Source organism: bacterium, assembly GCA_020444325.1.
Classification (GTDB): Bacteria; Bacteroidota; Ignavibacteria; order SZUA-365; family SZUA-365; genus BM516.
Map to the genome: position 1 here is coordinate 59,474 of JAHLLD010000008.1, position 23,726 is coordinate 83,199.

At 55.9% G+C, this 23,726-nt stretch carries 26 protein-coding genes and 5 tRNA genes; all 31 read left to right on the top strand.

The genetic code is table 11. From position 1 onward, the window contains the following. Nucleotides 1-48 precede the first annotated feature (48 nt). The 31 genes from miaA to rpsQ all read left to right on the top strand — a co-directional run bounded on the left by miaA (nt 49) and on the right by rpsQ (nt 23,717). Complete coding sequence (gene miaA, locus KQI65_11440) at nt 49-990, top strand: tRNA (adenosine(37)-N6)-dimethylallyltransferase MiaA (protein ID MCB2205355.1); 942 nt, start codon at nt 49-51, stop codon at nt 988-990. 28 nt (nt 991-1,018) lie between these two features. Further along, entirely contained in the window at nt 1,019-1,837 is an 819-nt protein-coding gene (locus KQI65_11445; protein MCB2205356.1) for an alpha/beta fold hydrolase, read from the top strand. 99 nt (nt 1,838-1,936) lie between these two features. Further along, nucleotides 1,937-2,009, top strand: a tRNA-Thr gene (locus KQI65_11450). 13 nt (nt 2,010-2,022) lie between these two features. Then, a tRNA-Tyr gene (locus tag KQI65_11455) sits at nt 2,023-2,105 on the top strand. A 34-nt stretch (nt 2,106-2,139) separates the two neighbouring features. Beyond that, nucleotides 2,140-2,215 (top strand) — tRNA-Gly (locus KQI65_11460). A 1-nt stretch (nt 2,216) separates the two neighbouring features. After that, a tRNA-Thr gene (locus KQI65_11465) sits at nt 2,217-2,292 on the top strand. 48 nt (nt 2,293-2,340) lie between these two features. Next, entirely contained in the window at nt 2,341-2,508 is a 168-nt protein-coding gene (gene rpmG / locus KQI65_11470; protein ID MCB2205357.1) for a 50S ribosomal protein L33, read from the top strand. 6 nt (nt 2,509-2,514) lie between these two features. Further along, nucleotides 2,515-2,587 (top strand) — tRNA-Trp (locus KQI65_11475). A 33-nt stretch (nt 2,588-2,620) separates the two neighbouring features. Further along, nucleotides 2,621-2,809, top strand: coding sequence for a preprotein translocase subunit SecE (secE, locus tag KQI65_11480; protein ID MCB2205358.1), 189 nt, complete (start codon nt 2,621-2,623; stop codon nt 2,807-2,809). Nucleotides 2,810-2,850: 41 nt separating this feature from the next. Continuing rightward, on the top strand, nt 2,851-3,420 hold the full coding sequence (nusG, locus tag KQI65_11485) for a transcription termination/antitermination protein NusG (protein ID MCB2205359.1): 570 nt from the start codon (nt 2,851-2,853) through the stop codon (nt 3,418-3,420). Between the two features lie 20 nt (nt 3,421-3,440). Further along, nucleotides 3,441-3,866 carry a 50S ribosomal protein L11 gene (gene rplK, locus KQI65_11490; GenBank protein ID MCB2205360.1) on the top strand — a complete coding sequence of 142 codons (426 nt, stop codon included), beginning with the start codon at nt 3,441-3,443 and terminating at the stop codon, nt 3,864-3,866. Nucleotides 3,867-3,877: 11 nt separating this feature from the next. Beyond that, entirely contained in the window at nt 3,878-4,576 is a 699-nt protein-coding gene (gene rplA / locus KQI65_11495) for a 50S ribosomal protein L1 (protein MCB2205361.1), read from the top strand. Between the two features lie 105 nt (nt 4,577-4,681). Next, entirely contained in the window at nt 4,682-5,215 is a 534-nt protein-coding gene (rplJ, locus tag KQI65_11500) for a 50S ribosomal protein L10 (GenBank protein MCB2205362.1), read from the top strand. Between the two features lie 57 nt (nt 5,216-5,272). After that, complete coding sequence (rplL, locus tag KQI65_11505) at nt 5,273-5,650, top strand: 50S ribosomal protein L7/L12 (protein MCB2205363.1); 378 nt, start codon at nt 5,273-5,275, stop codon at nt 5,648-5,650. Nucleotides 5,651-5,925: 275 nt separating this feature from the next. Then, the gene (gene rpoB / locus KQI65_11510; GenBank protein ID MCB2205364.1) at nt 5,926-9,696 is read left to right on the top strand and encodes a DNA-directed RNA polymerase subunit beta; all 3,771 of its coding nucleotides are present in this window, start codon (nt 5,926-5,928) and stop codon (nt 9,694-9,696) included. 65 nt (nt 9,697-9,761) lie between these two features. Further along, nucleotides 9,762-14,123 (top strand): DNA-directed RNA polymerase subunit beta', encoded by a 4,362-nt coding sequence (rpoC, locus tag KQI65_11515; protein ID MCB2205365.1) that lies wholly within the window; start codon nt 9,762-9,764, stop codon nt 14,121-14,123. Nucleotides 14,124-14,310: 187 nt separating this feature from the next. Continuing rightward, nucleotides 14,311-14,685: a 30S ribosomal protein S12 gene (gene rpsL, locus KQI65_11520; protein MCB2205366.1), complete on the top strand. Its 375-nt coding sequence runs from the start codon at nt 14,311-14,313 to the stop codon at nt 14,683-14,685. 25 nt (nt 14,686-14,710) lie between these two features. Further along, nucleotides 14,711-15,178 carry a 30S ribosomal protein S7 gene (gene rpsG / locus KQI65_11525; GenBank protein ID MCB2205367.1) on the top strand — a complete coding sequence of 156 codons (468 nt, stop codon included), beginning with the start codon at nt 14,711-14,713 and terminating at the stop codon, nt 15,176-15,178. Between the two features lie 35 nt (nt 15,179-15,213). Beyond that, on the top strand, nt 15,214-17,298 hold the full coding sequence (fusA, locus tag KQI65_11530; protein MCB2205368.1) for an elongation factor G: 2,085 nt from the start codon (nt 15,214-15,216) through the stop codon (nt 17,296-17,298). 54 nt (nt 17,299-17,352) lie between these two features. Then, a complete protein-coding gene (tuf, locus tag KQI65_11535) occupies nt 17,353-18,564 on the top strand; it encodes an elongation factor Tu (protein MCB2205369.1) in 1,212 nt (403 codons plus the stop codon). Between the two features lie 75 nt (nt 18,565-18,639). Beyond that, nucleotides 18,640-18,948 (top strand): 30S ribosomal protein S10, encoded by a 309-nt coding sequence (rpsJ, locus tag KQI65_11540; GenBank protein ID MCB2205370.1) that lies wholly within the window; start codon nt 18,640-18,642, stop codon nt 18,946-18,948. Nucleotides 18,949-18,973: 25 nt separating this feature from the next. Continuing rightward, the gene (gene rplC, locus KQI65_11545) at nt 18,974-19,603 is read left to right on the top strand and encodes a 50S ribosomal protein L3 (GenBank protein MCB2205371.1); all 630 of its coding nucleotides are present in this window, start codon (nt 18,974-18,976) and stop codon (nt 19,601-19,603) included. A gap of 11 nt (nt 19,604-19,614) precedes the next feature. Next, nucleotides 19,615-20,244: a 50S ribosomal protein L4 gene (rplD, locus tag KQI65_11550; GenBank protein MCB2205372.1), complete on the top strand. Its 630-nt coding sequence runs from the start codon at nt 19,615-19,617 to the stop codon at nt 20,242-20,244. A 15-nt stretch (nt 20,245-20,259) separates the two neighbouring features. Next, nucleotides 20,260-20,547: a 50S ribosomal protein L23 gene (gene rplW / locus KQI65_11555; GenBank protein MCB2205373.1), complete on the top strand. Its 288-nt coding sequence runs from the start codon at nt 20,260-20,262 to the stop codon at nt 20,545-20,547. 37 nt (nt 20,548-20,584) lie between these two features. Then, nucleotides 20,585-21,424, top strand: a complete 840-nt coding sequence (gene rplB / locus KQI65_11560; protein MCB2205374.1) for a 50S ribosomal protein L2 — start codon at nt 20,585-20,587, stop codon at nt 21,422-21,424. After that, nucleotides 21,424-21,705 carry a 30S ribosomal protein S19 gene (gene rpsS / locus KQI65_11565; protein ID MCB2205375.1) on the top strand — a complete coding sequence of 94 codons (282 nt, stop codon included), beginning with the start codon at nt 21,424-21,426 and terminating at the stop codon, nt 21,703-21,705. Before rplB ends, rpsS begins: the two co-directional genes overlap by 1 nt. A 25-nt stretch (nt 21,706-21,730) precedes the next feature. Further along, entirely contained in the window at nt 21,731-22,075 is a 345-nt protein-coding gene (rplV, locus tag KQI65_11570) for a 50S ribosomal protein L22 (protein MCB2205376.1), read from the top strand. An 18-nt stretch (nt 22,076-22,093) separates the two neighbouring features. Further along, nucleotides 22,094-22,747, top strand: a complete 654-nt coding sequence (gene rpsC, locus KQI65_11575) for a 30S ribosomal protein S3 (GenBank protein ID MCB2205377.1) — start codon at nt 22,094-22,096, stop codon at nt 22,745-22,747. 40 nt (nt 22,748-22,787) lie between these two features. Next, a complete protein-coding gene (gene rplP / locus KQI65_11580) occupies nt 22,788-23,210 on the top strand; it encodes a 50S ribosomal protein L16 (protein ID MCB2205378.1) in 423 nt (140 codons plus the stop codon). Nucleotides 23,211-23,229: 19 nt separating this feature from the next. Next, nucleotides 23,230-23,433, top strand: a complete 204-nt coding sequence (gene rpmC / locus KQI65_11585; GenBank protein ID MCB2205379.1) for a 50S ribosomal protein L29 — start codon at nt 23,230-23,232, stop codon at nt 23,431-23,433. A 2-nt stretch (nt 23,434-23,435) separates the two neighbouring features. Continuing rightward, nucleotides 23,436-23,717: a 30S ribosomal protein S17 gene (rpsQ, locus tag KQI65_11590; GenBank protein MCB2205380.1), complete on the top strand. Its 282-nt coding sequence runs from the start codon at nt 23,436-23,438 to the stop codon at nt 23,715-23,717. The last annotated feature ends 9 nt before the right edge of the window (nt 23,718-23,726 follow it).

A 23,726-nucleotide genomic window follows, 5' to 3' on the forward strand; every position in this document is an offset into this window, starting at 1 on the left:
TCCGGTCTGCGAAGCGCCACACGGAGGGAAGCAGCTCCCGGATTCATCATGCACAGCCACAGTATTCTCGTCATCACCGGTCCGACAGCCTCTGGCAAAACCGCAGTCAGCCTGCATTGTGCGGAGATGCTCGGCGCCGAGATCGTCAGTGCTGATTCCCGCCAGGTGTATCGGGGCATGGATATAGGGACGGCGAAACCGACTGAAGCCGAGCAGGCGCGTGTCGCGCATCACGGCATCGATATCTGCGATATCGACGACACGTATACGGCGGGACGCTTTTTCGAGGACGCGCATGCATGGATCAAAGATATCATGAGGCGTGGGCGGCGCGTGCTCATCGTCGGTGGCTCCGGCCTGTATGTGCGCGTGCTGCTGCAGGGACTGTTCGAGGGTCCCGCAGCTGATCCCGAACTGCGGGCCAGACTGGAAATGCGTCTCGAAGAAGAAGGGAAAGAAGTGCTGCTCAGGGAACTTGCTGCCGTTGACCCCCGCATGGTCGAGCAGATCGATGCACAGAATCCCGTGCGCATCGTGCGTGCCCTCGAAGTATGCCTTTTGACCGGGAAACCCTACTCCGAAATCAGAGAAGCAAACATGCGCCGCAGTCCGCACCGGTATTTCCCTGTCGCGCTGCGCTGGGAACGCGGCGCGCTGCATGAACGTATCAATGCGCGTGTGGATCGTATGATGGCGGACGGGCTGCTCGAAGAATTGCGCACGTTGCTTGCGAACGGCGCCGATCCCGCCTGGAACGCCCTGAACACCGTTGGTTATAAGGAATTATCCGCCTATCTTACTTCCTTGCTCCCGTATGACACGGCGGTGGAACAGATCAAGACGAACACCCGCCGCTTTGCCCGCCGCCAGCTGACCTGGTTCCGCCGCGAACCCGGGCTCCGCTGGTACGACATGGAGGCGGAGACTGATGCGCGGGAATGCGCCGAACGGATCATCCGCGATTTCCGGGAATTCGAGGCGCAGCATTGACGAAGCAGAAGATTTGGAGGAAGCACAGATGATTCGCAGACAGCTCGCAATCGCCATACTCACCCTGGTTCTGTTCACGAACTGCCAGTCCGAGAATCGTGAAAACGGTCAGGATATGCCGAAGTCAGAACCGACGGCGCTCGCTGCCGGACAGGCTTCGACACAGGCACGAAACACGACGCCTGCACGGGCCGTCCAGGCAGAAGGGAAGGACGTGCAGTTCACCACCAGCGACGGCATCGTCATTCACGGCAGTCTGTATGCTGCGGGACAGAAGTCCCCGACCGTCCTCTGCCTGCACCAGTGGCGCAGCGACCGGAGCAGCTTCAACGCCCTTGCCGCGCAGCTGCAGCGTGCCGGTTTCACCGTCCTCTCTATCGACATGCGTGGCTACGGCGGTTCGACGAAGACTTCATCCGGGAAGTCCGTCCGTCCCGATCGCAAGGCCGAAAAGGATGTTGCCGCTGCAATGGATTTTCTGCGCACGCAGCCTTCCGTCGATGCGGCGCGCATCGGTATCATCGGTGCCTCGTACGGCAGCAGTAACGCCGTGATTTACGCAGCGGGTGACAGGAACGTCCGTGCCCTCGTGCTGCTGAGTCCGGGACTCAACTATTTCAACGTCCTTCCGACGCGGGATGCCGTGGGTCGCCTTGGCGGACGGCCTCTGTTCGCCGTCGCCAGCAGCGAAGACCTGCGCTCGGTGGAAACCGTCGACGCGTATAAGGAAATCGTACCGGGTATTGCCACGAAAATCTACGAGGATGCCGGTCACGGCACTGATATTTTGGACGCAGGCGTGGGACTTGACGCGGAAATCCTGTCCTTCCTGAAAAAAAATCTCTGAAAACCGTAGATTTTTTCAGGTGCGTGCATTTCTCTGTTTGACTTTAACAAAAACAACGTATATCTTTGTGATCCTGTTCGCTATTGCGGCGGATTTCCTGCTGGCGTAGCTCAGTTGGTAGAGCAGCTGATTTGTAATCAGCAGGTCACCGGTTCAAGTCCGGTCGCCAGCTCTGGTGAACATACGGTGGGGTACCGAAGTGGCCAACCGGGACAGACTGTAAATCTGTTGTCAATCGACTTCGTAGGTTCGAATCCTACCCCCACCACAGAGTTAACCGGCCAGAGGCCGGACACCCGTACGCGGGGGTAACTCAATTGGTAGAGTCACAGCCTTCCAAGCTGTTGGTTGCGGGTTCGAGTCCCGTCTCCCGCTCCACGCTCACGTAGCTCAGTCGGTAGAGCACTTCCTTGGTAAGGAAGAGGTCACCGGTTCAAATCCGGTCGTGAGCTCCAGGTACGACAGCGTACCGTTTCACGCTCAACGCAACGAGAGGCAGAACGATGGCCAAAAACAACAAAGGTCGCATCAACATCACGCTGGAGAGCTCTGCCGGTACCGGATATCGTTACACGATGACCAAGAACAAGCAGCTGCATCCTCAGCGGGTTGAATACAAGAAGTACGATCCCGTGGTCCGTAAGCACGTGATGTTCAAGGAAACCAAGTAAGCTATTACGAGAGTAGCTTAATTGGTAGAGCAGCGGTCTCCAAAACCGCAGGTTGGGGGTTCGAGTCCCTCCTCTCGTGCAATAAACGTTAACTGAACTTCGTAGCCGGGTCATGAAAGAAAAGATAACAGCATTTTTCGACGGTGTCACCAAAGAGATGAAGAAGGTGACGTGGCCGACCAAGGACGAGCTCAAGGACTATACAACGATAGTACTGGCATCGACAATTATCCTTTCGCTATTCATTTTTGTCGTCGATGCCGTGTTCACAAAGTTTCTGGAACTGCTGCTGGGAAGCTGAGCCTCCGGGTGAAGCTGACCGCGGTCAACAGATGGTAATTCATGGCTTCGGAAGAAACGCAGACAGAACACCTCCGATGGTATGCCATACGGTCGTACTCCGGCCATGAGAACAAAGTAAAGGCATACATCGAGAGCGAAGTAAAGCAGGCCGATCCCGCACTCCGGATGGAGGAGAGGATCGTCTCTGTCATTGTTCCCACGGAAAAAGTATATGAGATGCGGGACGGGAAGAAGCGCACGAAGACGCGCAACTTCTTTCCCGGATATGTCCTTATCAACTGCGTTCTCGATAAGGATACCAAGCATCTTATTCTCAATACGCCCTCGGTCATATCCTTTGTCGGACCCAGGAACAATCCGGCACCGCTGCGCAGGGACGAGGTAGATAAAATCCTCGGCCGCATGGAAGAGCGCAAGGATACGGAAATGCCCGAGATTCAGTTCCGCGTCGGCGATCCGGTGCGGGTCATCGACGGTCCGTTCAACACCTTCAGCGGCTTCGTTCAGGAAGTCAACCAGGAGAAGACCAAGCTGAAGGTGATGGTTTCCATCTTCGGACGGAAAACCCCGGTGGAACTGGATTTCAGTCAGGTTGAATTCGATACATAATAGCATAGGCGGATCCCCCCATGGCGAAAAAAATTGACGGGTATATCAAACTCCAGATCCCTGCAGGCGCAGCGAATCCTGCTCCTCCTGTTGGACCGGCGCTGGGCCAGAAAGGCGTCAACATCATGGAATTCTGCAAGCAGTTCAATTCCAGGACGCAGGATAAGGCCGGTCTGATCATTCCCGTTGTCATCACGGTGTTCACCGACAAGTCGTTCACCTTCATCACCAAGACGCCCCCTGCGGCTGTGTTGCTGAAGAAGGCTGCGAAGCTGGAGAAGGCCTCGGCCGAACCGCATCGCGTCAAGGTCGCCAAGGTTACGAAGGACCAGGTGCGTGAGATCGCCGAAACCAAGATGACGGATCTGAACGCGCACACGGTTGAAGCGGCAATGGAAATGGTTGCGGGCACCGCTCGCAGCATGGGTATCACAGTAGAAGGTTAACGGTACAGGCTATGAAACTCTCAAAGCGCATGAAAGAATCCACCTCGCTGGTCGAGCGCCAGAGGGAATACTCCCTCAACGAAGGCGTTGATATTCTCAAGCAGACCGCGAAGGCGAAGTTCAACGAGTCGGTGGATATCGCCGTCAAGCTTGGTGTGGATCCCAAGAAGTCCGATCAGATGGTACGCGGCACGGCTTCGCTCCCGAACGGAATCGGGAAGAAGGTTCGTGTTCTGGTTCTTACCCGCGGTGGTAAGGAGCAGGAAGCGAAAGATGCCGGCGCCGAACATGTCGGATACGAGGACTATCTCGAAAAAATCCAGAACGGATGGGCGGATATCGATGTCGTTATCGCGACGCCCGACGTCATGGGCGAAGTCGGTAAGCTCGGTAAAGTGCTCGGTCCCCGCGGACTGATGCCGAATCCGAAATCCGGTACGGTGACCAACGACGTTGGTCAGGCCGTGCAGGATGTGAAGGGAGGAAAGATTTCCTTCCGTGTCGACAAGGCCGGCATCGTGCATGCCATGGTTGGCAAAACCGATTTCACCGCCGAAAAGATCGTGGAGAACGTGCAGTCCTTCATCGCGACGCTCAATCGCATGCGTCCCACCGCAGCGAAAGGCATCTACATCAAGGGCGTGACCATCTCTACCACGATGGGCCCCGGCATCAAAATTGACAAATCCGAAGCAGCTGCGCTGCACTGATAAAGATTTTGTACCTGACCTGCATCCGGTCAGACTACGCACTCTCAATGCTTCTATTTCTCTAATTCACGTTGTCCCATTCGAACGTATCCCCCAGAGGATCGAATGACTAAAGAACAGAAAGCCACGGTGATCGCGGATACGGTTGAACGACTCAGCCGTTCCAACGGTCTGTACCTGGCAAACTTTTCGGGGCTGACCGTTGATAAGGCCAATGCGCTCCGGAGTGAGTTCTTCAAAGCTGGTGTGGACTACAAGGTTATCAAGAACACCCTGCTGAAGCGGGCTCTCGAAGAGATCGGCGGTTACGATGAGGTTTATCCTTATCTGGTTAACCAGACCGGCGTTGTATTCGCATATGACGATCCCGTACAGCCTGCACGTATTCTCAAGGAGTTTGTCAAAACCAATGAGAACATGCTCGCCGTCAAGGTGTGCGTGCTTGAAAAGGAAGTGTTCGACGGTTCACGACTGGAAGAACTCGCATCCCTGCCCACTCGCGACGACCTCATTGCCTCCATTATCGGAAGCATTGCGGCTCCTGCGCAGGGCATCGCCGGCGCTATCAATGCCGTCATGCGCGACCTGGTCGGCGTTATCGACGCCATCGAAAAGCAGAAACAGGAACAGGCGGCCTGATCGCCCATCCCTGATAAAAGAGTATCTAAATAATTCTATCCTTCAAGGAGTAATACAATGTCCGTGATCGAAGAAATCGTTGAGAAAATTGAGAAATTGACTCTTCTTGAGGCATCTGAGCTCAAGACCGCCCTCGAAGACAAGTTCGGCGTTACCGCTGCTGCCCCGATGATGATGGCTGGTGCCATGCCCGGCGGCGCTCCCGCAGCCGAAGCCGAAGAAAAGACCGAATTTGATGTTGAGCTGACCGGTATCGGTTCCAACAAGATCAACGTGATCAAGGTTGTGCGCGCAGCGACCAGCCTCGGTCTCAAGGAAGCCAAGGACCTCGTCGAAGGCGCCCCGAGCATCGTCAAGGAGCAGCTGCCGAAGGAAGAGGCCGAGAAGCTTCAGAAGGAACTCGAGGAAGCAGGCGCGACCGTTACCCTCAAGTAAGCGGCACTGCTTTTCAACGTACTGGAACACTCACCATCTGACAGAACGTTCTGTTTAGCGAAAACAACGATTCAACGATGTGTACGACAGGAAGCGGGTCGAATTTAGTTCGTCCCGCACTTGTCGTTTTATCGCCTGACCTGATTTCTGCTGCAATCCGCCGGATCGCGGCACCAGGTATCCGCCACGCACGCACCATGTTAAGGAGCTAGGAATTGAGTAACTCAAAGACGAACGGCTTCAACGATACATTCAACAGTCTTGAGCTGCACGCCATGTCCAATGGACGCTGGAGTTTCGGGAAGATTTCGGATCTGTTCGAGTATCCGAACTTTCTCGACGTCCAGCGTTCCTCGTATGAGGGCTTTCTGCAGGAGAGAGTCCATGCATCCAAGAGAGAGGACATGGGACTGCAGCAGGTCTTCGCCACAAATTTCCCCATCACGGATGCCCGTGAGAATTATATCCTCGAGTTCATCGATTATTTCATCGAAAAGCCGAAATACTCCGTGCCGGAGTGCCAGGAGCGCGGACTGACCTTCGCCGTTCCCCTCAAGGCACGTCTGCGTCTTTCCTCGAAGTCCGAAGAACCGAACAGCAACGAGTACATCGAAACGGTTGAACAGGAAGTATATCTTGGCAACCTGCCCTATATGACCGACCGGGGCACATTTATCATTAACGGCGCCGAACGCGTCGTGGTCAGCCAGCTGCACCGTTCTCCCGGCGTGTTTTTCGGTGAATCGATTCACCCGAACGGCACGAAGATGTTCTCGGCGCGCATCATCCCGTTCCGCGGTTCCTGGGTGGAATTCGCAACGGATATCAATCACGTCATGTATGCGTACATCGACAGGAAGAAGAAATTCCCCGTCACGACGCTGCTGCGCGCGCTGGGCTTCTCCTCGAACAAGGAACTGCTGGAGCTGTTCGACCTCGTCGACGATGTTTCGCTCTCCGCCAAGAATCTCGAAGATCATTACGGCCGCGTGCTGTGCGAGGAGGTCGTGGATGAAACGACAGGTGAACTTCTCGTAAGTGCGGATACCGAACTCGATGAGGAACTCGTCGAGTCCGTCCGCGAACATGGTGTGAAGTCTGTCCGCGTCTACAGGACGGACAATGAAAACGCCCTGGTCATCGCCAACACGATCCGCAAGGATGAGGCAAACAACGACCAGGAAGCGCTTGAAATGATTTACAAGCAGCTCCGCAGTGGTGAAGCACCTGACCTGGAAACGGCGAAGGGTCTGATTGAACGCCTGTTCTTCAACCCGAAGCGCTACGATCTCGGTATCGTTGGCCGCTATCGCCTCAACAAGAAGCTGGAACTCGATATCGAGCCCGAGGTCACCACGCTTACGCGCGAGGATATCGTCAGCATCGTGCGTTACCTGATCGATCTGATGCAGGGACAGCAGAACGTCGACGATATCGATCATCTCGGAAACCGTCGCGTGCGTACCGTGGGCGAGCAGCTCGCAGCCCAGTACAATGTCGGTGTCTCACGCATGGCGCGTACGATCAAGGAACGCATGAATATCCGCGACGTGGAGAATTTCACGCCTTCCGATCTTGTGAATGCGCGCACCATCTCCAGCGTGGTCAACGCCTTCTTCGGCACCAACCAGCTTTCGCAGTTCATGGATCAGACCAATCCGCTTTCCGAACTGACGCACAAACGCCGTATGTCGGCTCTCGGACCGGGTGGACTGACGCGTGAGCGTGCGGGCTTCGAGGTGCGAGATGTGCATTACACGCATTACGGCCGTCTGTGTCCCATCGAAACGCCTGAAGGACCGAACATTGGTCTGATTTCCTCCCTCTGCATTCACGCACGCATCAATGATTTCGGATTCATCGAAACGCCGTACCGCGTGGTGAAGAACGGCAAGGTCACCAAAGACACCATTTACCTGACGGCGGAAGAAGAGGATGATATCGTCATCGCGCAGGCCAACGCGCCGCTCAAGGACGATGGCACCTTTGAACTCGACAAGGTCAAGTGCCGCCTCGGAAGCGAATTCCCCGTCGTTCCGCCCGAAGACGTGGCGTACATGGACGTCGCGCCGAATCAAATTGTGAGTCCCGCCGCCGCGCTCATTCCCTTCCTCGAGCACGATGATGCAAACCGCGCACTCATGGGATCGAATATGCAGCGCCAGGGCGTGCCCCTGCTGCGTCCCGAAGCCCCTGTCGTCGGTACGGGACTCGAGGAGAAAGTCGCCCGTGACTCGCATGCAATGATCGTGGCCAAGCATGACGGACAGGTGGTGTTCGTCGATGCCAATGTCATCCGTGTGCAGTACGATCTCGGACGCTCGGAAGCGGACAAGATGGCTGCCTTCGACAGCAACGGGATTGAAGAATATCATCTGACCAAGTTTTTCCGCACGAATCAGGACACCTGCATCAACCAGCGTCCCATCGTAAAACCCAGCCAGAAGTTCAAGGCGGGTGAAGTGCTGGCCGACGGAAGTTCGACCGATCAGGGCGAGCTCGCACTCGGACGCAACGTGCTGGTGGCCTTCATGCCCTGGCGCGGCTACAACTTCGAGGATGCGATCATCGTCAGTGAGCGACTGGTTGCGGAAGATGTGTTCACCTCCATTCACATCGAAGAGTTCGAGCTGCAGGTGCGTGACACCAAGCGCGGTGAAGAAGAACTCACGCGTGAAATTCCGAACGTCAGCGAAGAAGCCACCAAGGATCTTGACGAGAACGGTATCGTGCGCGTCGGTGCGGAAGTCGGTGAGAACGATATTATCATCGGTAAGATTACGCCGAAGGGTGAATCCGATCCGACACCGGAAGAAAAGCTTCTCAAAGCAATCTTCGGCGACAAGGCCGGCGACGTGAAAGACGCTTCCCTGAAGGCGCCTCCGGGAATGAAGGGCATCGTCATCAAGACCAAGCTCTTCAGCCGCAAGAAAAAGGAAAGCGATGCCAAGCGCGAAGAAAAGCGCCGCATGGAAAACCTTGAGGCCGATTTCGATAAGCGCCGTGCCGACCTGATGAATCTGATCGCACAGAAGCTCACCAATCTCCTCCAGGGAGAGAAGGTTCTGGGTATTCGCGATCTGCAGGGCAGCAGCGTTATTCGCGGCGGCACCATGATCGGAGAAGAAACCTTCACGAATGTCATCGATCAGCTCGCGATGCTGGATCCCACGCAGCCGTGGACGGATTCGGAGAAATCCAATAATCTCGTGCAGCGCATCTACGATAATTTCAAGTATGCGCGCCACGATCTCGAAGAAGATTACAAGCGAGAGAAGGGCAAGATTCAGATGGGCGACGAACTGCAGCCCGGAATTGTCCAGCTCGCGAAAGTTTATATCGCCAAGAAGCGCAAGCTTTCCATCGGCGACAAAATGGCAGGCCGTCACGGCAACAAGGGTGTCGTCTCCAACGTCGTGCCCGTGCAGGACATGCCGTACCTGGCGGACGGAACGCCGGTCGACATCGTGCTCAATCCGCTCGGTGTGCCTTCCCGTATGAATCTCGGTCAGCTGTATGAAACAGCTCTTGGCTGGGTAGCCAAGCGTCTCGGCGATCGTGTCCGTTTCGCGACCCCGATTTTTGACGGTGCAAAGTTTGAAGAAATCCAGGATCTCATGGACTCCGTCGGTCTCAACCGCACGGGGAAAATCGACCTCTACGACGGACGCTCGGGCGAGCGTTTCGACCAGCCGGTGACGGTCGGCTTCATCTACATGCTGAAGCTGTCACATCTGGTGGACGACAAGATTCACGCCCGGTCGATCGGACCCTACAGCCTTATTACGCAGCAGCCTCTGGGCGGCAAGGCGCAGTTCGGCGGCCAGCGCTTCGGTGAAATGGAAGTGTGGGCGCTCGAAGCATACGGTGCCGCACATGTGCTGCAGGAAATCCTCACCGTCAAGAGTGATGACGTGCAGGGCCGCGCCAAGGTGTATGAGGCCATCGTCAAGGGCGAAAACCTGCCGGATCCCAACGTTCCCGAATCCTTCAACGTGCTCGTTCGCGAGTTGCAGGGTCTTGGACTGGAAATCAAGATTGAGTGACCGTACGCACCCGCGTTCAACCGGTTTTCCCGAGTGTCTGAATATGAATCTGATTGGAGATAAAGATGCCATTCAAGCCGCAGGAGCAAGTCAAGAAGAATTTTACGCGCATTTCGGTGAGCCTCGCCTCATCGGATGCGATTCTTTCCCGTTCCTATGGTGAGGTAACCAAGCCGGAGACCATCAACTACCGGTCGTTCCGTCCCGAGAAAGACGGTCTTTTCTGTGAAAAGATCTTCGGTCCGGTACGTGACTGGGAATGCCATTGCGGAAAGTACAAGCGCATCCGCTATAAAGGCATTATCTGCGACCGCTGCGGTGTCGAGGTCACGCAGAAGTCCGTGCGCCGCGAGCGCATGGGACACATCTCTCTGGCGGTACCCATCGTCCATATCTGGTATTTCCGTTCGCTTCCGAGTAAGATCGCCAATATTCTCGGCCTCTCCTCGAAAGAACTCGAACGCATCATCTATTACGAAAACTATGTGGTGATCAACCCCGGTCCCACCAGCTTCCCGAAGCCGTTCGGTGCACTCGATGACGAATTCCCCGAGGCGGAGGAAGGGGAGAAGGTCGACAAGGCGCTGTTCCGCAACGACATCACCCTGTTGACCGAAGAAGAGTTCCTCGAGGTGCTTGATGGACTCCCGGAAGAGAATTTCGATCTCGACGACGACGATCCCGAGAAATTCGTAGCGCTGATCGGTGGCGATGCCATCAAGGCGCTGCTGCGTGGAGTGGACATCGAGAAGCTTGCCGAGCGCCTTCGTCTGCAGATCCGTTTCGAGACGTCGCAGCAGAAGCGCCAGGAAGCCATCAAGCGTCTGCGCGTCGTCACCGCGTTTACGACGATGCACGATACGGAATACATCAACCGTCCCGAATGGATGGTGCTGGATGTCATTCCCGTCATACCGCCTGAACTGCGTCCCCTCGTTCCCCTTGAGGGTGGACGATTCGCGACGTCGGATCTGAACGATCTGTATCGCCGCGTCATCATCCGCAATAATCGCCTCAAACGCCTGATCGATATCAAGGCTCCTGAAGTGATTCTCCGCAACGAAAAGCGCATGCTGCAGGAAGCGGTGGATTCGCTGTTCGACAACAGCCGCCGCGTGAATTCCGTGCGCAGCGACAACAACCGGGCGCTGAAATCCCTTTCTGACATGCTCAAGGGCAAGCAGGGACGCTTCCGTCAGAACCTTCTCGGAAAGCGCGTTGATTACTCGGGCCGTTCGGTTATCGTCGTCGGTCCCGAACTGAAACTGCATCAGTGCGGTCTTCCCAAGGACATGGCGGTCGAGTTGTTCAAGCCTTTTGTGATCCGTAAGCTGATCGAGCGCGGCATTGTCAAGACCGTCAAAAGCGCCAAGAAGGTGGTCGACAAGAAAGGTCCCGAGGTCTGGGATATTCTCGAAAAGATCATCGATGGACACCCAGTACTGCTCAACCGTGCACCGACGCTGCATCGTCTCGGCATCCAGGCTTTCCAGCCGCTGCTTGTCGAGGGTAAGGCGATCCGCCTCCATCCGCTCGTGTGTACGGCGTTCAATGCTGACTTTGACGGTGACCAGATGGCGGTGCACGTACCGCTCTCGTTCGACGCTCAGCTCGAATCATCCATTCTGCTGCTTTCGTCGCACAACATCCTTTCACCGCAGAACGGCAATCCCATCACCATTCCTTCGCAGGAGATGGTCCTGGGCTGCTACTACATCACCAAGGCGCTGCCCGGCGACCGCGGCGAAGGCATGATTTTCTCCTCCGCAGAGGAAGCGATGATGGCCTTTGATCATCGCGTTGTCGGTCTGCACGCGCGCGTGAAAGTGCGTGTTCCCATCGCCCTCGACAGGCTGACTGAAGGTGGTCCGACACACGAAGTGATCGAGACCACACTCGGACGCATCCTGTTCAACCGCATCGTCCCTGTCGAGATCGGTTTCATCAATGAAATCCTCACCAAGCGTCGTTTGGTGCAGATTATCGGTATGATTTTCCACAAGATGGGCAATCTCGCCACGACGAAATTCCTTGACGATCTCAAGGACCTCGGTTTCGGATATGCCACGAGCGGCGGACTCTCCATCAGCATCCACGATGTGGAAATTCCGGATGAGAAGACCGGTCTGATCGACAAGGCACAGTCCGACGTCGAGAACATCATGCAGCAGTACCAGATGGGCTTCATCACCAACGGTGAACGCTACAACAAGGTCATCGACATCTGGACGCGCACGACAAACCGCGTCGCCGACAAGCTGTTCGACACGCTGCAGCGCAGTCAGCAGGGCTTCAACTCCCTGTACATGATGATGGACTCCGGTGCGCGAGGTTCAAAAGAGCAGGTGCGTCAGCTGGCCGGTATGCGTGGACTGATGGCGAAACCGCAGAAGAGTCTCACCGGTCAGACAGGTGAAATCATCGAGAACCCGATTGTTGCGAATTTCCGCGACGGACTCTCCGTGCTCGAGTACTTCATCTCCACGCACGGTGCGCGTAAGGGCCTCGCCGATACTGCTCTGAAAACCGCTGATGCAGGTTACCTGACCCGTCGTCTCGTCGACGTGGCACAGGACGTCGCCATCACGGAATTCGACTGTAACACCATTCGTGGTGTGGAAGTCGAAGCACTCAAGGAAGGCGAGGACATCAAGGAACCGCTGGCCGAACGCATTCTCGGCCGTGTCTCCCTCTACGACGTCAAGGATCCGCTGAGCGGCGACTTGCTCGTCAAGGCCGGCGAGATGATTGACGAGCAGAAGGCGGGCACGATCGCACAGACCTCCATCGAATCCGTCGTCATCCGCTCCGTGCTTACCTGTGAAGCCCGTCACGGCGCGTGTGCGCGCTGTTACGGCCGTAACCTGACCACGGGCCGCCTCGTCGACGTCGGTGAGGCTGTAGGCATCATTGCGGCGCAATCCATCGGTGAACCGGGTACGCAGCTGACACTTCGTACCTTCCACGTCGGTGGTACCGCAAGCCGTATCGCTGCCCAGTCACAGATTTCCACACGCTTCAACGGACGCGTGCAGTTCGAAGGTCTCAAGCATGTGACCTATCATGATGATCTCGAAGACCAGGTCATCGTCGTCAATCGTAACGGTGTGATCAACATCCTTGATGACGACAACCGCGTACTCTCGAAATATGATATCCCTTACGGCGCGACACTGCTGGTTGAAGAAAAGCAGTCCGTCGCCCGCGGAGAAGTGCTCTACGAGTGGGATCCGTACAATGCGACCATTATCGCAGCGCATCCCGGTACCGTACGCTTCGCGGACCTCTACGAGGGACGCACATTCCGTGAGGAACCCGATGAGCAGACCGGCCATATTCAGAAGGTCGTCACCGACTCCAAGGACAAGACGCTCAACCCGCGCATTCAGATTGTCGATGACGCCGGTGAAGTGCTGGCGGAGTACAACACCCCTGTGCGCGCAAACCTCATCGTGGATGACGGGCAGCGTATCATCAGCGGTACCGTGCTTGTCAAGATCCCGAGGGAAATCGGAAAGACGCGTGACATTACCGGCGGTCTGCCGCGTGTCACCGAGCTGTTCGAAGCCCGCAGTTCCCAGAATCCTTCCATCGTCTCCGAGATCGACGGTACGGTAACCTTCGGCGCGCAGAAGCGCGGCTCCCGCGAGCTGATCGTCACCAGTCACGACGGCAGCGACGTACGTACGTACCTGTCGCCGATCGGACGGCACGTGCTGGTTCAGGAGCATGATGTGGTGAAGGCCGGAGAGCGTCTGACAGACGGCTCCATCAATCCCCATGACATCCTCAGCATCAAGGGCGCCGGTGCGGTGCAGGAATACCTGGTCAATGAAATCCAGGAAGTGTACCGCATGCAGGGTGTGCCCATCAACGACAAGCACATCGAAATCATCGTGCGTCAGATGCTGCAGAAAGTGCGTATCATCGCACCGGGCGACACACAGTTCCTCGAAGGCGACGTCGTCGAGCGCCCCCGTGTCGTTGAGGAAAACAGCGAACTCGAAGACAAGGTGATCATCACCGACAAAAAGGATTCGAAGTTCAAGAAAGGCCAGCAGGTTTCGAAGAAGAAAGTGCGTGAGGCCAGTTTTGAGCTGAAAAAGAAGAGCAAGGAGGCCCCTGCCTACCGCGATACCGAACCGGCCAACTACGAGCCGATTCTGCTCGGTATTACGCAGGCATCGCTGACCACCGAGAGCTTCATTTCCGCTGCCTCCTTCCAGGAGACCACCAAGGTTCTTACGGAAGCCGCGATCGCCGGCAAGATCGACGGATTGCACGGACTCAAGGAAAATGTGATCATTGGTCACCTTATTCCTGCCGGTACAGGACTGAAGAAATTCCGGGATATTATTGTGACATCCATGCAGGATGAGGCCGAGGAGGAAGCTCAGCCCGAGGAACTCATCCCTGCCGCACAGTAATATTCGTAAGGCAAATAGCGCAATTTCCCTTCTCCCGCGGGAAGAAAAGCCTGCGGGAGAAGAAAATTGCAATAATTCGCCCAATCGTACTTGACAAAGAACGAGATTCTCGCTAAATTTATTAGCTCTTGTGAGTTCTTTTGATCTTGCAAGAGATTTTTACGTACCTCAGTAAAGGATCGAAGCAGTGCCAACGATAAGTCAGCTCGTACGCAAAGGAAGAAAAGTGATCAAGGCGAAGAAGAAAGCGCCGGCCCTTGAGTCCTGCCCGCAGAAGCGTGGCGTCTGCACGCGCGTGTATACCACGACGCCGAAGAAGCCGAACTCCGCATTGCGGAAGGTTGCACGTATCCGCCTGTCCAACGGTCAGGAAGTGACGGCATACATTCCGGGCGAAGGTCACAATCTTCAGGAGCACTCGATCGTGATGATCCGCGGGGGTCGTGTCAAGGATCTCCCTGGTGTTCGTTATCACATCATCCGCGGCACACTGGATACGCAGGGTGTCGAGGCGCGTCGTCAGGGCCGTTCCAAGTACGGTGCCAAACGGCCGAAATCCTAAACTGCAATTACGGGTATAAGGAATCATGAGAAAAAGACGCGCAGAACGCAGACATCTTTCACCGGATCCGAAGTTCAACGATATCCTGGTGTCCCGCTTCATCAACTCCGTCATGCTTGACGGGAAGAAGACGACGGCCCGCCGCATCCTGTATGCTGCGATGGACGAAATCGAGAGCCGCACCGGTCAGAACGGATACGAAACCTTCCGCAAGGCGCTCTTCAATGCGCAGCCGGTGCTGGAAGTGCGCGCACGCCGTGTTGGTGGTGCGACCTACCAGGTTCCGATGGAGGTGCGTCCCGAGCGCCGTACCGCGCTGTCGATTCGCTGGATCCTGAATTCAGCCCGCTCCCGTGGTGACAAGTCCATGGTACGCAGGCTGGCAAGTGAATTCATCGCCGCAGCCAACAACGAAGGCGGCGCCATCAAGAAAAAGGACGATGTCCACCGTATGGCCGAATCCAATAAGGCATTCGCCCATTTCAAGTGGTAATCGGACCAATTAGCTAGAGTGAAGAAAGAGCGGTAATGGCCAAGCGGGAATATCCCATAGACAAAACCAGGAACATCGGTATCATGGCGCATATCGATGCCGGTAAGACCACGACGACAGAGCGTATTCTGTACTATACCGGCGTACTCCACCGTATGGGCGAAGTCCATGACGGTGCGGCGACCATGGACTGGATGGAGCAGGAAAAAGAGCGCGGCATCACGATCACGAGTGCCGCGACGACGTGCTTCTGGCGCAATCATCGTATCAACATCATCGATACGCCGGGACACGTAGATTTCACCGTCGAGGTGGAGCGTGCCCTGCGTGTTCTGGACGGCGCCGTTGCGCTGTTCTGCGCCGTTGGCGGTGTGGAACCGCAGTCCGAGACCGTATGGCGTCAGGCGGACAAGTACCGTGTGCCGCGCATTGCGTTTGTCAACAAGATGGACCGTGTGGGTGCCGATTTCTATAACGCCGTCGACATGATGAAGACGCGTCTCGGTGCCAACGCCATACCCATCGTCCTGCCGATCGGCAAGGGTGAGACCTTCGTCGGCATCATCGATCTTATCACGAATACCGCCCGCATCTACAACGATGATACCCTTGGCGGAACGTGGGACGACATTGATATTCCTGACGACCTGAAGGAAATCACGGTCGAGTATCGGACGAAGATGCTCGAAGCCGTCGCCGAAGTCGACGACACCCTGCTCGAGAAGTATCTCGAGGGTGAGGAAATCAGTCCGGAAGAGATTGTCGACGTGCTTCGCGATGCGACGCTCAAGATGAAGATCATCCCCGTGCTTTGCGGCTCGTCCTTCAAAAACAAGGGTGTGCAGCGTCTGCTTGACGCTGTCGTGGATCTGCTTCCTTCGCCGAGCGATGTCGGCGCCACCGTCGGTCATCACATCAACCTGTCCGATCATGTCGAGCGCGAGCCGTCCGATGAGGCGAAGTTCTCCGCGCTGGCGTTCAAGGTTGCAACCGATCCGTATGTCGGGAAGGTTATTTTCTTCCGCGTGTACTCGGGTGCGGTGAAGGCGGGAAGCTATATTTACAATCCGATCAGCGGAAAGAAAGAGCGTCTCGGTCGTATTCTGCGCATGCACGCAAATCACCGTGAAGACGTGGAAACTGCATATACGGGAGACATCTGCGCCGCGATCGGACTGAAATTCACGAGGACGGGAGATACGCTCTGTGATCAGAGTGATCCCATCGTGCTCGAGAAGATGGAATTCCCCGAGCCCGTCATCGATGTCGCAGTCGAGCCGAAGACCAAGGCGGACCAGGAAAGTCTGAGCGAAGCGATTCAGAAGCTGGCGGACGAAGATCCGACCTTCCGCGTGCGCACGGACGAAGAGACCGGCCAGACCATTATCAGTGGCATGGGCGAGCTGCATCTCGAGATTCTCATTGACCGCATGAAGCGTGAATTCAACGTCGAAGCCAACATCGGCAAGCCGCAGGTGGCCTACAAGGAGACCATCCGCGAAGCCAGCAAGGCCGACACGAAGTTTGCGCGCCAGTCCGGCGGCCGTGGCCAGTACGGTCACGTCCTGATCGAGATCGAACCTTCCGAAAAGGGCAAGGGTTACGAGTTCGAAGACGCCATCGTAGGCGGTTCGATCCCGAAAGAGTATATCCCGGCGGTTTCGCAGGGTATTCAGGAGGCCATGCGCAACGGACTCCTCGCAGGTTATCCGATGGAAGACATCAAGGTGCGTCTCTATGACGGGTCGTATCACGAGGTGGATTCCAGCGAGATGGCATTCAAGGTCGCAGGCTCCATGGCCTTCAAGGAGGCAGCGAAAAAGGCGAAGCCCGTTATTCTCGAGCCGGTATTCATGGTCGAAGTCGTCACGCCTGAAGAATACATGGGCAGTGTCGTGGGAGATCTCAATTCCCGCCGTGGCCGTATCGAAGGTATGGGGACGCGCAGTGACGCGCAGGTTGTCCGTGCCGTTGTCCCGCTCTCGGAGATGTTTGGTTATGCGACCACATTGCGTTCACTCTCTCAGGGCCGCGCGATTTACACGATGCATTTCGCGCATTACGAAGAAGTTCCGACGAGCATCAGTGAGAAGATCGTCGAGAAGTTTCAGGGCAAGTAATCAGGTAATAAAGAATTTCTACGTCACTCATACAGTCACAGGAGCAACAGTACCATGGCCAAGGAAAAATTTGATCGTTCAAAGCCTCACGTGAACATCGGAACCATCGGTCACGTCGACCATGGCAAGACTACGCTGACCGCTGCCATCACGATGGCGCTCGGACGCAAGGGTCTTTCCGAAGTCCGCACGTTTGATTCCATTGATAACGCACCGGAAGAGCGTGAGCGCGGTATCACCATCGCAACTGCACATGTCGAGTATCAGACGGAAACGCGTCACTACGCACACGTTGACTGCCCGGGTCACGCTGACTACGTCAAGAATATGATCACCGGTGCCGCCCAGATGGACGGTGCGATTCTGGTTGTCGCTGCATCTGACGGTCCCATGCCGCAGACGCGCGAGCACATCCTTCTCGCCTATCAGGTGAACGTGCCCCGTATCGTCGTGTTCATGAACAAGGTGGACATGGTTGATGACGAGGAACTCCTTGAGCTGGTTGAGATGGAACTTCGTGAGCTGCTGAGCTCGTACGAATTCCCCGGTGACGAGATCCCCATCGTGCGCGGCAGCGCCCTGCAGGCTCTCGAAGCCGGCACGAATCCCGATGCCAGCATGGATGATCCCCGTCTGAACTGCATCTGGGAGCTGATGGAAGCCTGTGACAGCTACATCCCCATCCCCGAGCGCGAAGTCGACAAGCCCCTCCTCATGTCCGTCGAGGACGTGTTCTCCATCACCGGTCGCGGTACCGTGGGTACGGGCCGTATCGAGCGTGGACAGGTCAAGGTTGGCGAGGAAGTCGAAATCATCGGTCTCGGTGCACACAAGAAGACGGTTGTGACGGGTGTCGAAATGTTCCGCAAGGAGCTGGATTCCGGTATGGCCGGTGACAACGTCGGTCTGCTCTTCCGCGGCGTCGACAAGGAAGAACTCGAGCGCGGTATGGTTGTTGCCAAGCCCGGCAGCATCACCCCGCATAAGGTCTTCAACGCCCAGGTGTACGTCCTCAAGAAAGAAGAGGGTGGCCGCCACACGCCGTTCTTCAACAACTATCGTCCCCAGTTCTACTTCCGCACGACGGACGTGACAGGAATCGTGGAGCTGCCCGGTGGTACGGAAATGGTTATGCCCGGTGACAACGTCGATGGTATGAAGGTTACCCTGATCTCCGAAATCGCCATGGAAGAAGGTCTCCGTTTTGCCATCCGTGAAGGTGGCCGCACGGTTGGCGCAGGCGTCGTTGCGAAGATCATCGAATAATTGTTCGTGAATGAAAACAGTGGGTGGAAACGCCACCCACTGTTTTTTTCACCTCATTTCAAAGGTAGGTAGACTGTGGCGCAGCAGAAGATTCGCATTAAACTGAAATCATACGATCACAACCTGATCGACAAGTCGGCGGAAAAGATCATTAAGACGGTCAAGACCACGGGCGCAGTGGTGTCAGGTCCCATTCCCCTGCCTACGAAGCGGTCGGTTTATACTGTCTTGCGGTCGCCGCATGTCGACAAGAAGTCCCGCGAGCAGTTTGAAACCCGTTCACATAAGCGTTTGATCGACATTTTCAACACCACGCAGCGTACGGTCGACTCGCTGATGAAGCTTGAGCTTCCCGCTGGTGTGGACGTTGAAATTAAAGTGTAAGAAATAAGCAAGCTGGTTTGACACTATGCCTGGAATACTTGGTAAAAAACTCGGAATGACGAGCATTTTCGATGACGATGGGAAACTGATTCCCTGTACGGTCATCGAAGCCGGCCCCTGCACCGTGCTGCAGAAGCGTTCGAAAGATTCGGACGGCTATGAAGCTGTGCAGCTCGGATATGGCGAGAAATCCGAAAAGAACGTGAACAAGCCCGATATGGGTCAGTTCACAAAATACAACGCGAAGCCGATGCAGGTCGTGCGCGAGTTCAAGGGATTCGATGCGGAAGCAATGAATTCCGGTGACACAGTGACCGTAGAGCTTTTCACTGCCGGTGACAGAGTGACGGTGACCGGAACCTCGAAAGGCAAAGGCTTCCAGGGTGTCATGAAGCGCCACGGGTTCGGTGGTGTCGGTGGGGCAACCCACGGCCAGCACAACCGCCTCCGTGCACCCGGTTCCATTGGTCAGAGCTCCTATCCCTCTCGCGTGTTCCGTGGAATGCGCATGGCGGGGCGTACCGGTGGCAAGCGCGTGACGTACAAAAATCTGACCGTCCTGCGTGTGATTCCCGAAAACAACATCCTGATTGTGAAGGGTGCGGTGCCGGGGAATCGCAAGGGACTTCTCGAGATTCACAAACAAGCTAAGTAATCGCTGTCATTATGAACGTTCAAGCATATACCGTTTCAGGCTCGAAAAGCGAAGAAGTCGCTTTGAACGAGGGTGTATTCGGAATCGAGCCGAACGCGCATGTGGTCTATCAGGCCGTGCGCATACATCTCGGGAACAGGCGTCAGGGAACTTCGAAGGCCAAGGAACGCTCCGAGGTTCGCGGCGGCGGCAAGAAGCCGTGGCGTCAGAAGGGCCGCGGTACGGCCCGCGCAGGATCCACGCGTTCTCCGCTGTGGGTCGGTGGCGGTACCATCTTTGGTCCGCGTCCGCGCGATTACCGCAAGAAGCTGCCCACGAAAATGCGTCAGCTCGCCCGTAAGTCGGCTTTCTCCATGAAAGCACAGGACGAACAGGTCATGGTGATCGAAGACTTCCAGATCAAGGAAGCGAAGACGCGCGAGATGCAGACCATTCTCAAGGCGCTGTCGCTGGAGAATACCAAGACGCTTCTCCTGGTCACCGAATACGATCAGAATCTCTGGCTGGCGGGACGCAACATCCCGACGCTGGAAATCCGCGAAGCCGGCAAGGTGTCAACCTATGACCTGCTCAACAACCAGATGCTCCTTATCCAGAAGGGTGCGCTTCCGGTGATCGAAGAGACGTTTACGAAAATCTAATTCTGTGGACAGGCAATGAAAACCATTATAAAACGGCCGATTCTGACGGAAAAAATGACCATGCTGGGTGAGCGCTCCCAGTACGCGTTTGAAGTCGATATCAACGCGAACAAGATCGAGATCAGCGATGCGATCGAGAAGCGTTTTTCCGTAGACATCGAGAGCATCCGTACGATCCGTTACAAAGGCAAGCGGAAATCGCAGTTTACCCGTCGCGGCCGCCTGGAAGGCTCCCGCGCCAGCTGGAAAAAAGCGATTGTCACCCTGAAAGCAGGGCAGACCATCGAGCTGCTGGAAGCCTAACTGAAGAAAACGAGAACCATTAATCAAGGATAGAGCAGTGGCTGTTAGAAAATTACGTCCGATGACCCCCGCTACGCGCTTCTACTCGATTTCCACTTTCGAGGAAGTCACGTGTACGACGCCGGAGAAATCCCTGCTTGCCCCGCTGTCAAAATCCGGCGGACGCAACAACCACGGACGCATCACCTCGCGTCATCGTGGCGGTGGACACAAGCGGCGCTACCGCATCATCGATTTCAAGCGCAACAAGATTGGTATTCCCGGTCGCATTGAGACCATTGAATATGATCCCAATCGCTCCGCCTATATCGCCCTGGTCGTTTATGCGGACGGTGAGAAGCGCTACATCCTCGCACCGGACAAGCTGAAGGTCGGCGAACAGATCATGAACGGCCCGGATGCGGAAATCAAGGACGGAAATGCGCTGCCGCTGCAGAATATTCCTGTCGGCACCTTTGTGCATAACATCGAGATCAAGCCCGGGAAGGGCGGACAGATCGCCCGCAGCGCAGGCAATGCCGCGCAGCTGGTTGCCAAGGAAGGCAAGTATGCACAGGTGAAAATGCCTTCCGGTGAAGTGCGCCTCATCCGCGTCGAATGCTACGCCACGCTCGGCGAAGTCGGCAACAAGACACACGAGAACATCACCTGGGGCAAGGCGGGACGCTCGCGCTGGAAAGGCAAACGTCCCCATGTCCGCGGCATGTGTATGAATCCCGTCGATCACCCCAATGGTGGCGGCGAAGGCAAGTCGAAGTCCGGCGGTGGCCGTCAGCACCCGGTTTCGCCCTGGGGCAAGTATGCCAAGGGACTCAAGACGCGCAAGAAAAAGAACCAGTCCAATAAGTACATCATCAAGTCGCGGAAGAAGAAATAATGGCACGTTCGCTCAAAAAAGGACCGTTCATTGACGAGAAGCTCGCCGCCAAGGTCGAGGACCTCAACAGGACCAATCAGAAGCGCGTTATCAAGACGTGGGCGCGACGCTGCACCATTCCGCCTGATTTCATTGGACACACATTTGCGGTGCATAACGGCAACAAGTTCATCCCTGTGTACGTGCAGGAGAACATGATTGGCCACAAGCTCGGAGAGTTCTCCCCGACGCGCATCTTCCGCAGCCACCCCGGTGGTAAAGCAGAAAAATCCTCACGATAAAGCGAGACGTAGGTACACCATGAGTTTGCAAGCACGCGCTATCAAGAAATACATCCCGGGGTCCCCGCGGAAAATGCGACTGCTGGCGGATCTGATCCGCGGCAAGTCAGTCGAGGAAGCACTGGATATCCTGCATTTCTCGCCCAAACAGGCATCGAAGGTCTGTGAGACCACGCTGCGTTCCGCAGTATCCAACCTGATCAACGCCAAGGATGGCGGACGGGTCAATCCGGAGAACGTGATCATCACGACCATTACCGTCGACGGCGGTCCCGTGATGAAGCGTATTCTCCCCGCACCGCAGGGACGTGCGTTCCGCATCCGTAAGCGGTCGAATCATCTTACCATCGTAGTTTCCGAACAAGAGTAGGCTAGCAGGAGAAGCATTTTGGGCCAGAAGACTAATCCCACAGGAATTCGACTCGGCATCACCCGTGAATGGGATGCCAACTGGTACGACGAGCGGAATTTTGCGACGAAGCTCGACGAGGATCTTATGATCCGTAACTATATCCGCAACCGCCTTCGCAAGGCCGGCATTTCGCGGATTGTGATCGAGCGCACCCCGAAGCGTGTTGTTCTCGCAATTCACACCTCTCGTCCCGGCGTAGTGATCGGAAAGAGCGGTAAGGAAATCGCCCAGCTGGAAGAAGAGCTGAAGAAGGTGACGAGCAAGGACGTCAAGATTCTGATCTCTGAGATCAAGCGTCCCGAGCTCGATGCCTATCTCGTTGCGGAGAACATCGCCAACCAGCTCGAAGGACGCGTGTCCTTCCGTCGCGCGATGAAATCCTCAATCACCGCAGCCATGCGCATGGGTGCGGACGGCGTGCGCATCATGTGCGCAGGACGCCTCGGCGGCGCGGAAATGTCCCGTACCGAACAGTACAAGGACGGACGTATCCCCCTGCACACGCTGCGCAGCAACATCGATTACGCACAGGCTACGGCCAAGACCATTTATGGCACCATCGGCGTGAAGGTCTGGATCTGCAAGGGCGAAGTGCTCGGCAAGAAAGCCAGTCCCGCTTCCCGGATGTAAGCCGCCGAATCAAGAATTGAATTGAAGAAGGATTTAGACCATGTTAATGCCCAAACGAGTCAAGTTCAGGAAACAGCAGCGCGGCCGCATGCGGGGCAAGGCGCACCGCGGTTCGCGGGTGTCCTTCGGATCCTTCGGTCTCAAGGCGCTGGAGCCTGGCTGGATCACCTCCCGTCAGATTGAAGCTGCTCGTGTCGCGCTCACGCGCCGCATGAAGCGTGACGGAAAAGTCTGGATTCGCATTTTCCCTGACAAGCCGGTTTCAAAGAAGCCGCTTGAGACCCGTATGGGTAAGGGAAAGGGCGCCCCTGAGTTCTGGGTCGCCGTTATCAAGCCGGGGCGCGTGATGTTTGAAGTCGGCGGTGTGAGCAGTGAACTCGCTCATGACGCACTCAAGCTTGCGTCCTACAAGCTTCCGATCAAGGTGAAGATTGTCACACGTCCTGATTACACAGGCGACTAAGCGCTGGAGAAGTATAGACATGAAGGCCACAGAAATACGTCAAATGAGCACTCAGGAAATCCGCGAACGTCTGGCGGAGGACCAGGAGACTTTAACTACGCTGCACTTTCAGCTGGCAAGTGCGCAGCTCGCGAATACCGCGCAGCTCCCCTTGCTTCGCAAGGATCTCGCACGCATGCAAACCATTCTGAAAGAACGCGAACTTAGCGGAGAAGAAAAATAATCATGGCAATTGCACAGGATAGCACGAGCAAGACGCGCAACGCCCGCAAGACGAGGATCGGCATCGTCGTGTCCAGCAAGATGAACAAGACGATTACCGTTACCATCGAGCGGCAGGTCCCACATCCGCTGTACAAGAAATACTATAAGACGAGCAAGAAGTATCTCGTCCATGACGAACACGAGACAGCAGATCTCGGTGACAAAGTGCTCATTATGGAAACCCGTCCGTTGAGCCGCCGGAAGCGCTGGCGTCTTGTCGAAATCGTTGAACGTGCACGCTAAACTTGTAGG

What these genes read in the sequence shown, in the direction of transcription:
- miaA (MCB2205355.1), top strand. Translation starts at nt 49, where the DNA reads ATGCACAGCCACAGTATTCTCGTCATCACCGGTCCGACAGCCTCTGGC.
- KQI65_11445 (MCB2205356.1), top strand. Translation starts at nt 1,019, where the DNA reads ATGATTCGCAGACAGCTCGCAATCGCCATACTCACCCTGGTTCTGTTC.
- rpmG (MCB2205357.1), top strand. Translation starts at nt 2,341, where the DNA reads ATGGCCAAAAACAACAAAGGTCGCATCAACATCACGCTGGAGAGCTCT.
- secE (MCB2205358.1), top strand. Translation starts at nt 2,621, where the DNA reads ATGAAAGAAAAGATAACAGCATTTTTCGACGGTGTCACCAAAGAGATG.
- nusG (MCB2205359.1), top strand. Translation starts at nt 2,851, where the DNA reads ATGGCTTCGGAAGAAACGCAGACAGAACACCTCCGATGGTATGCCATA.
- rplK (MCB2205360.1), top strand. Translation starts at nt 3,441, where the DNA reads ATGGCGAAAAAAATTGACGGGTATATCAAACTCCAGATCCCTGCAGGC.
- rplA (MCB2205361.1), top strand. Translation starts at nt 3,878, where the DNA reads ATGAAACTCTCAAAGCGCATGAAAGAATCCACCTCGCTGGTCGAGCGC.
- rplJ (MCB2205362.1), top strand. Translation starts at nt 4,682, where the DNA reads ATGACTAAAGAACAGAAAGCCACGGTGATCGCGGATACGGTTGAACGA.
- rplL (MCB2205363.1), top strand. Translation starts at nt 5,273, where the DNA reads ATGTCCGTGATCGAAGAAATCGTTGAGAAAATTGAGAAATTGACTCTT.
- rpoB (MCB2205364.1), top strand. Translation starts at nt 5,926, where the DNA reads ATGTCCAATGGACGCTGGAGTTTCGGGAAGATTTCGGATCTGTTCGAG.
- rpoC (MCB2205365.1), top strand. Translation starts at nt 9,762, where the DNA reads ATGCCATTCAAGCCGCAGGAGCAAGTCAAGAAGAATTTTACGCGCATT.
- rpsG (MCB2205367.1), top strand. Translation starts at nt 14,711, where the DNA reads ATGAGAAAAAGACGCGCAGAACGCAGACATCTTTCACCGGATCCGAAG.
- fusA (MCB2205368.1), top strand. Translation starts at nt 15,214, where the DNA reads ATGGCCAAGCGGGAATATCCCATAGACAAAACCAGGAACATCGGTATC.
- tuf (MCB2205369.1), top strand. Translation starts at nt 17,353, where the DNA reads ATGGCCAAGGAAAAATTTGATCGTTCAAAGCCTCACGTGAACATCGGA.
- rplC (MCB2205371.1), top strand. Translation starts at nt 18,974, where the DNA reads ATGCCTGGAATACTTGGTAAAAAACTCGGAATGACGAGCATTTTCGAT.
- rplD (MCB2205372.1), top strand. Translation starts at nt 19,615, where the DNA reads ATGAACGTTCAAGCATATACCGTTTCAGGCTCGAAAAGCGAAGAAGTC.
- rplW (MCB2205373.1), top strand. Translation starts at nt 20,260, where the DNA reads ATGAAAACCATTATAAAACGGCCGATTCTGACGGAAAAAATGACCATG.
- rpsS (MCB2205375.1), top strand. Translation starts at nt 21,424, where the DNA reads ATGGCACGTTCGCTCAAAAAAGGACCGTTCATTGACGAGAAGCTCGCC.
- rplP (MCB2205378.1), top strand. Translation starts at nt 22,788, where the DNA reads ATGTTAATGCCCAAACGAGTCAAGTTCAGGAAACAGCAGCGCGGCCGC.
- rpmC (MCB2205379.1), top strand. Translation starts at nt 23,230, where the DNA reads ATGAAGGCCACAGAAATACGTCAAATGAGCACTCAGGAAATCCGCGAA.
- rpsQ (MCB2205380.1), top strand. Translation starts at nt 23,436, where the DNA reads ATGGCAATTGCACAGGATAGCACGAGCAAGACGCGCAACGCCCGCAAG.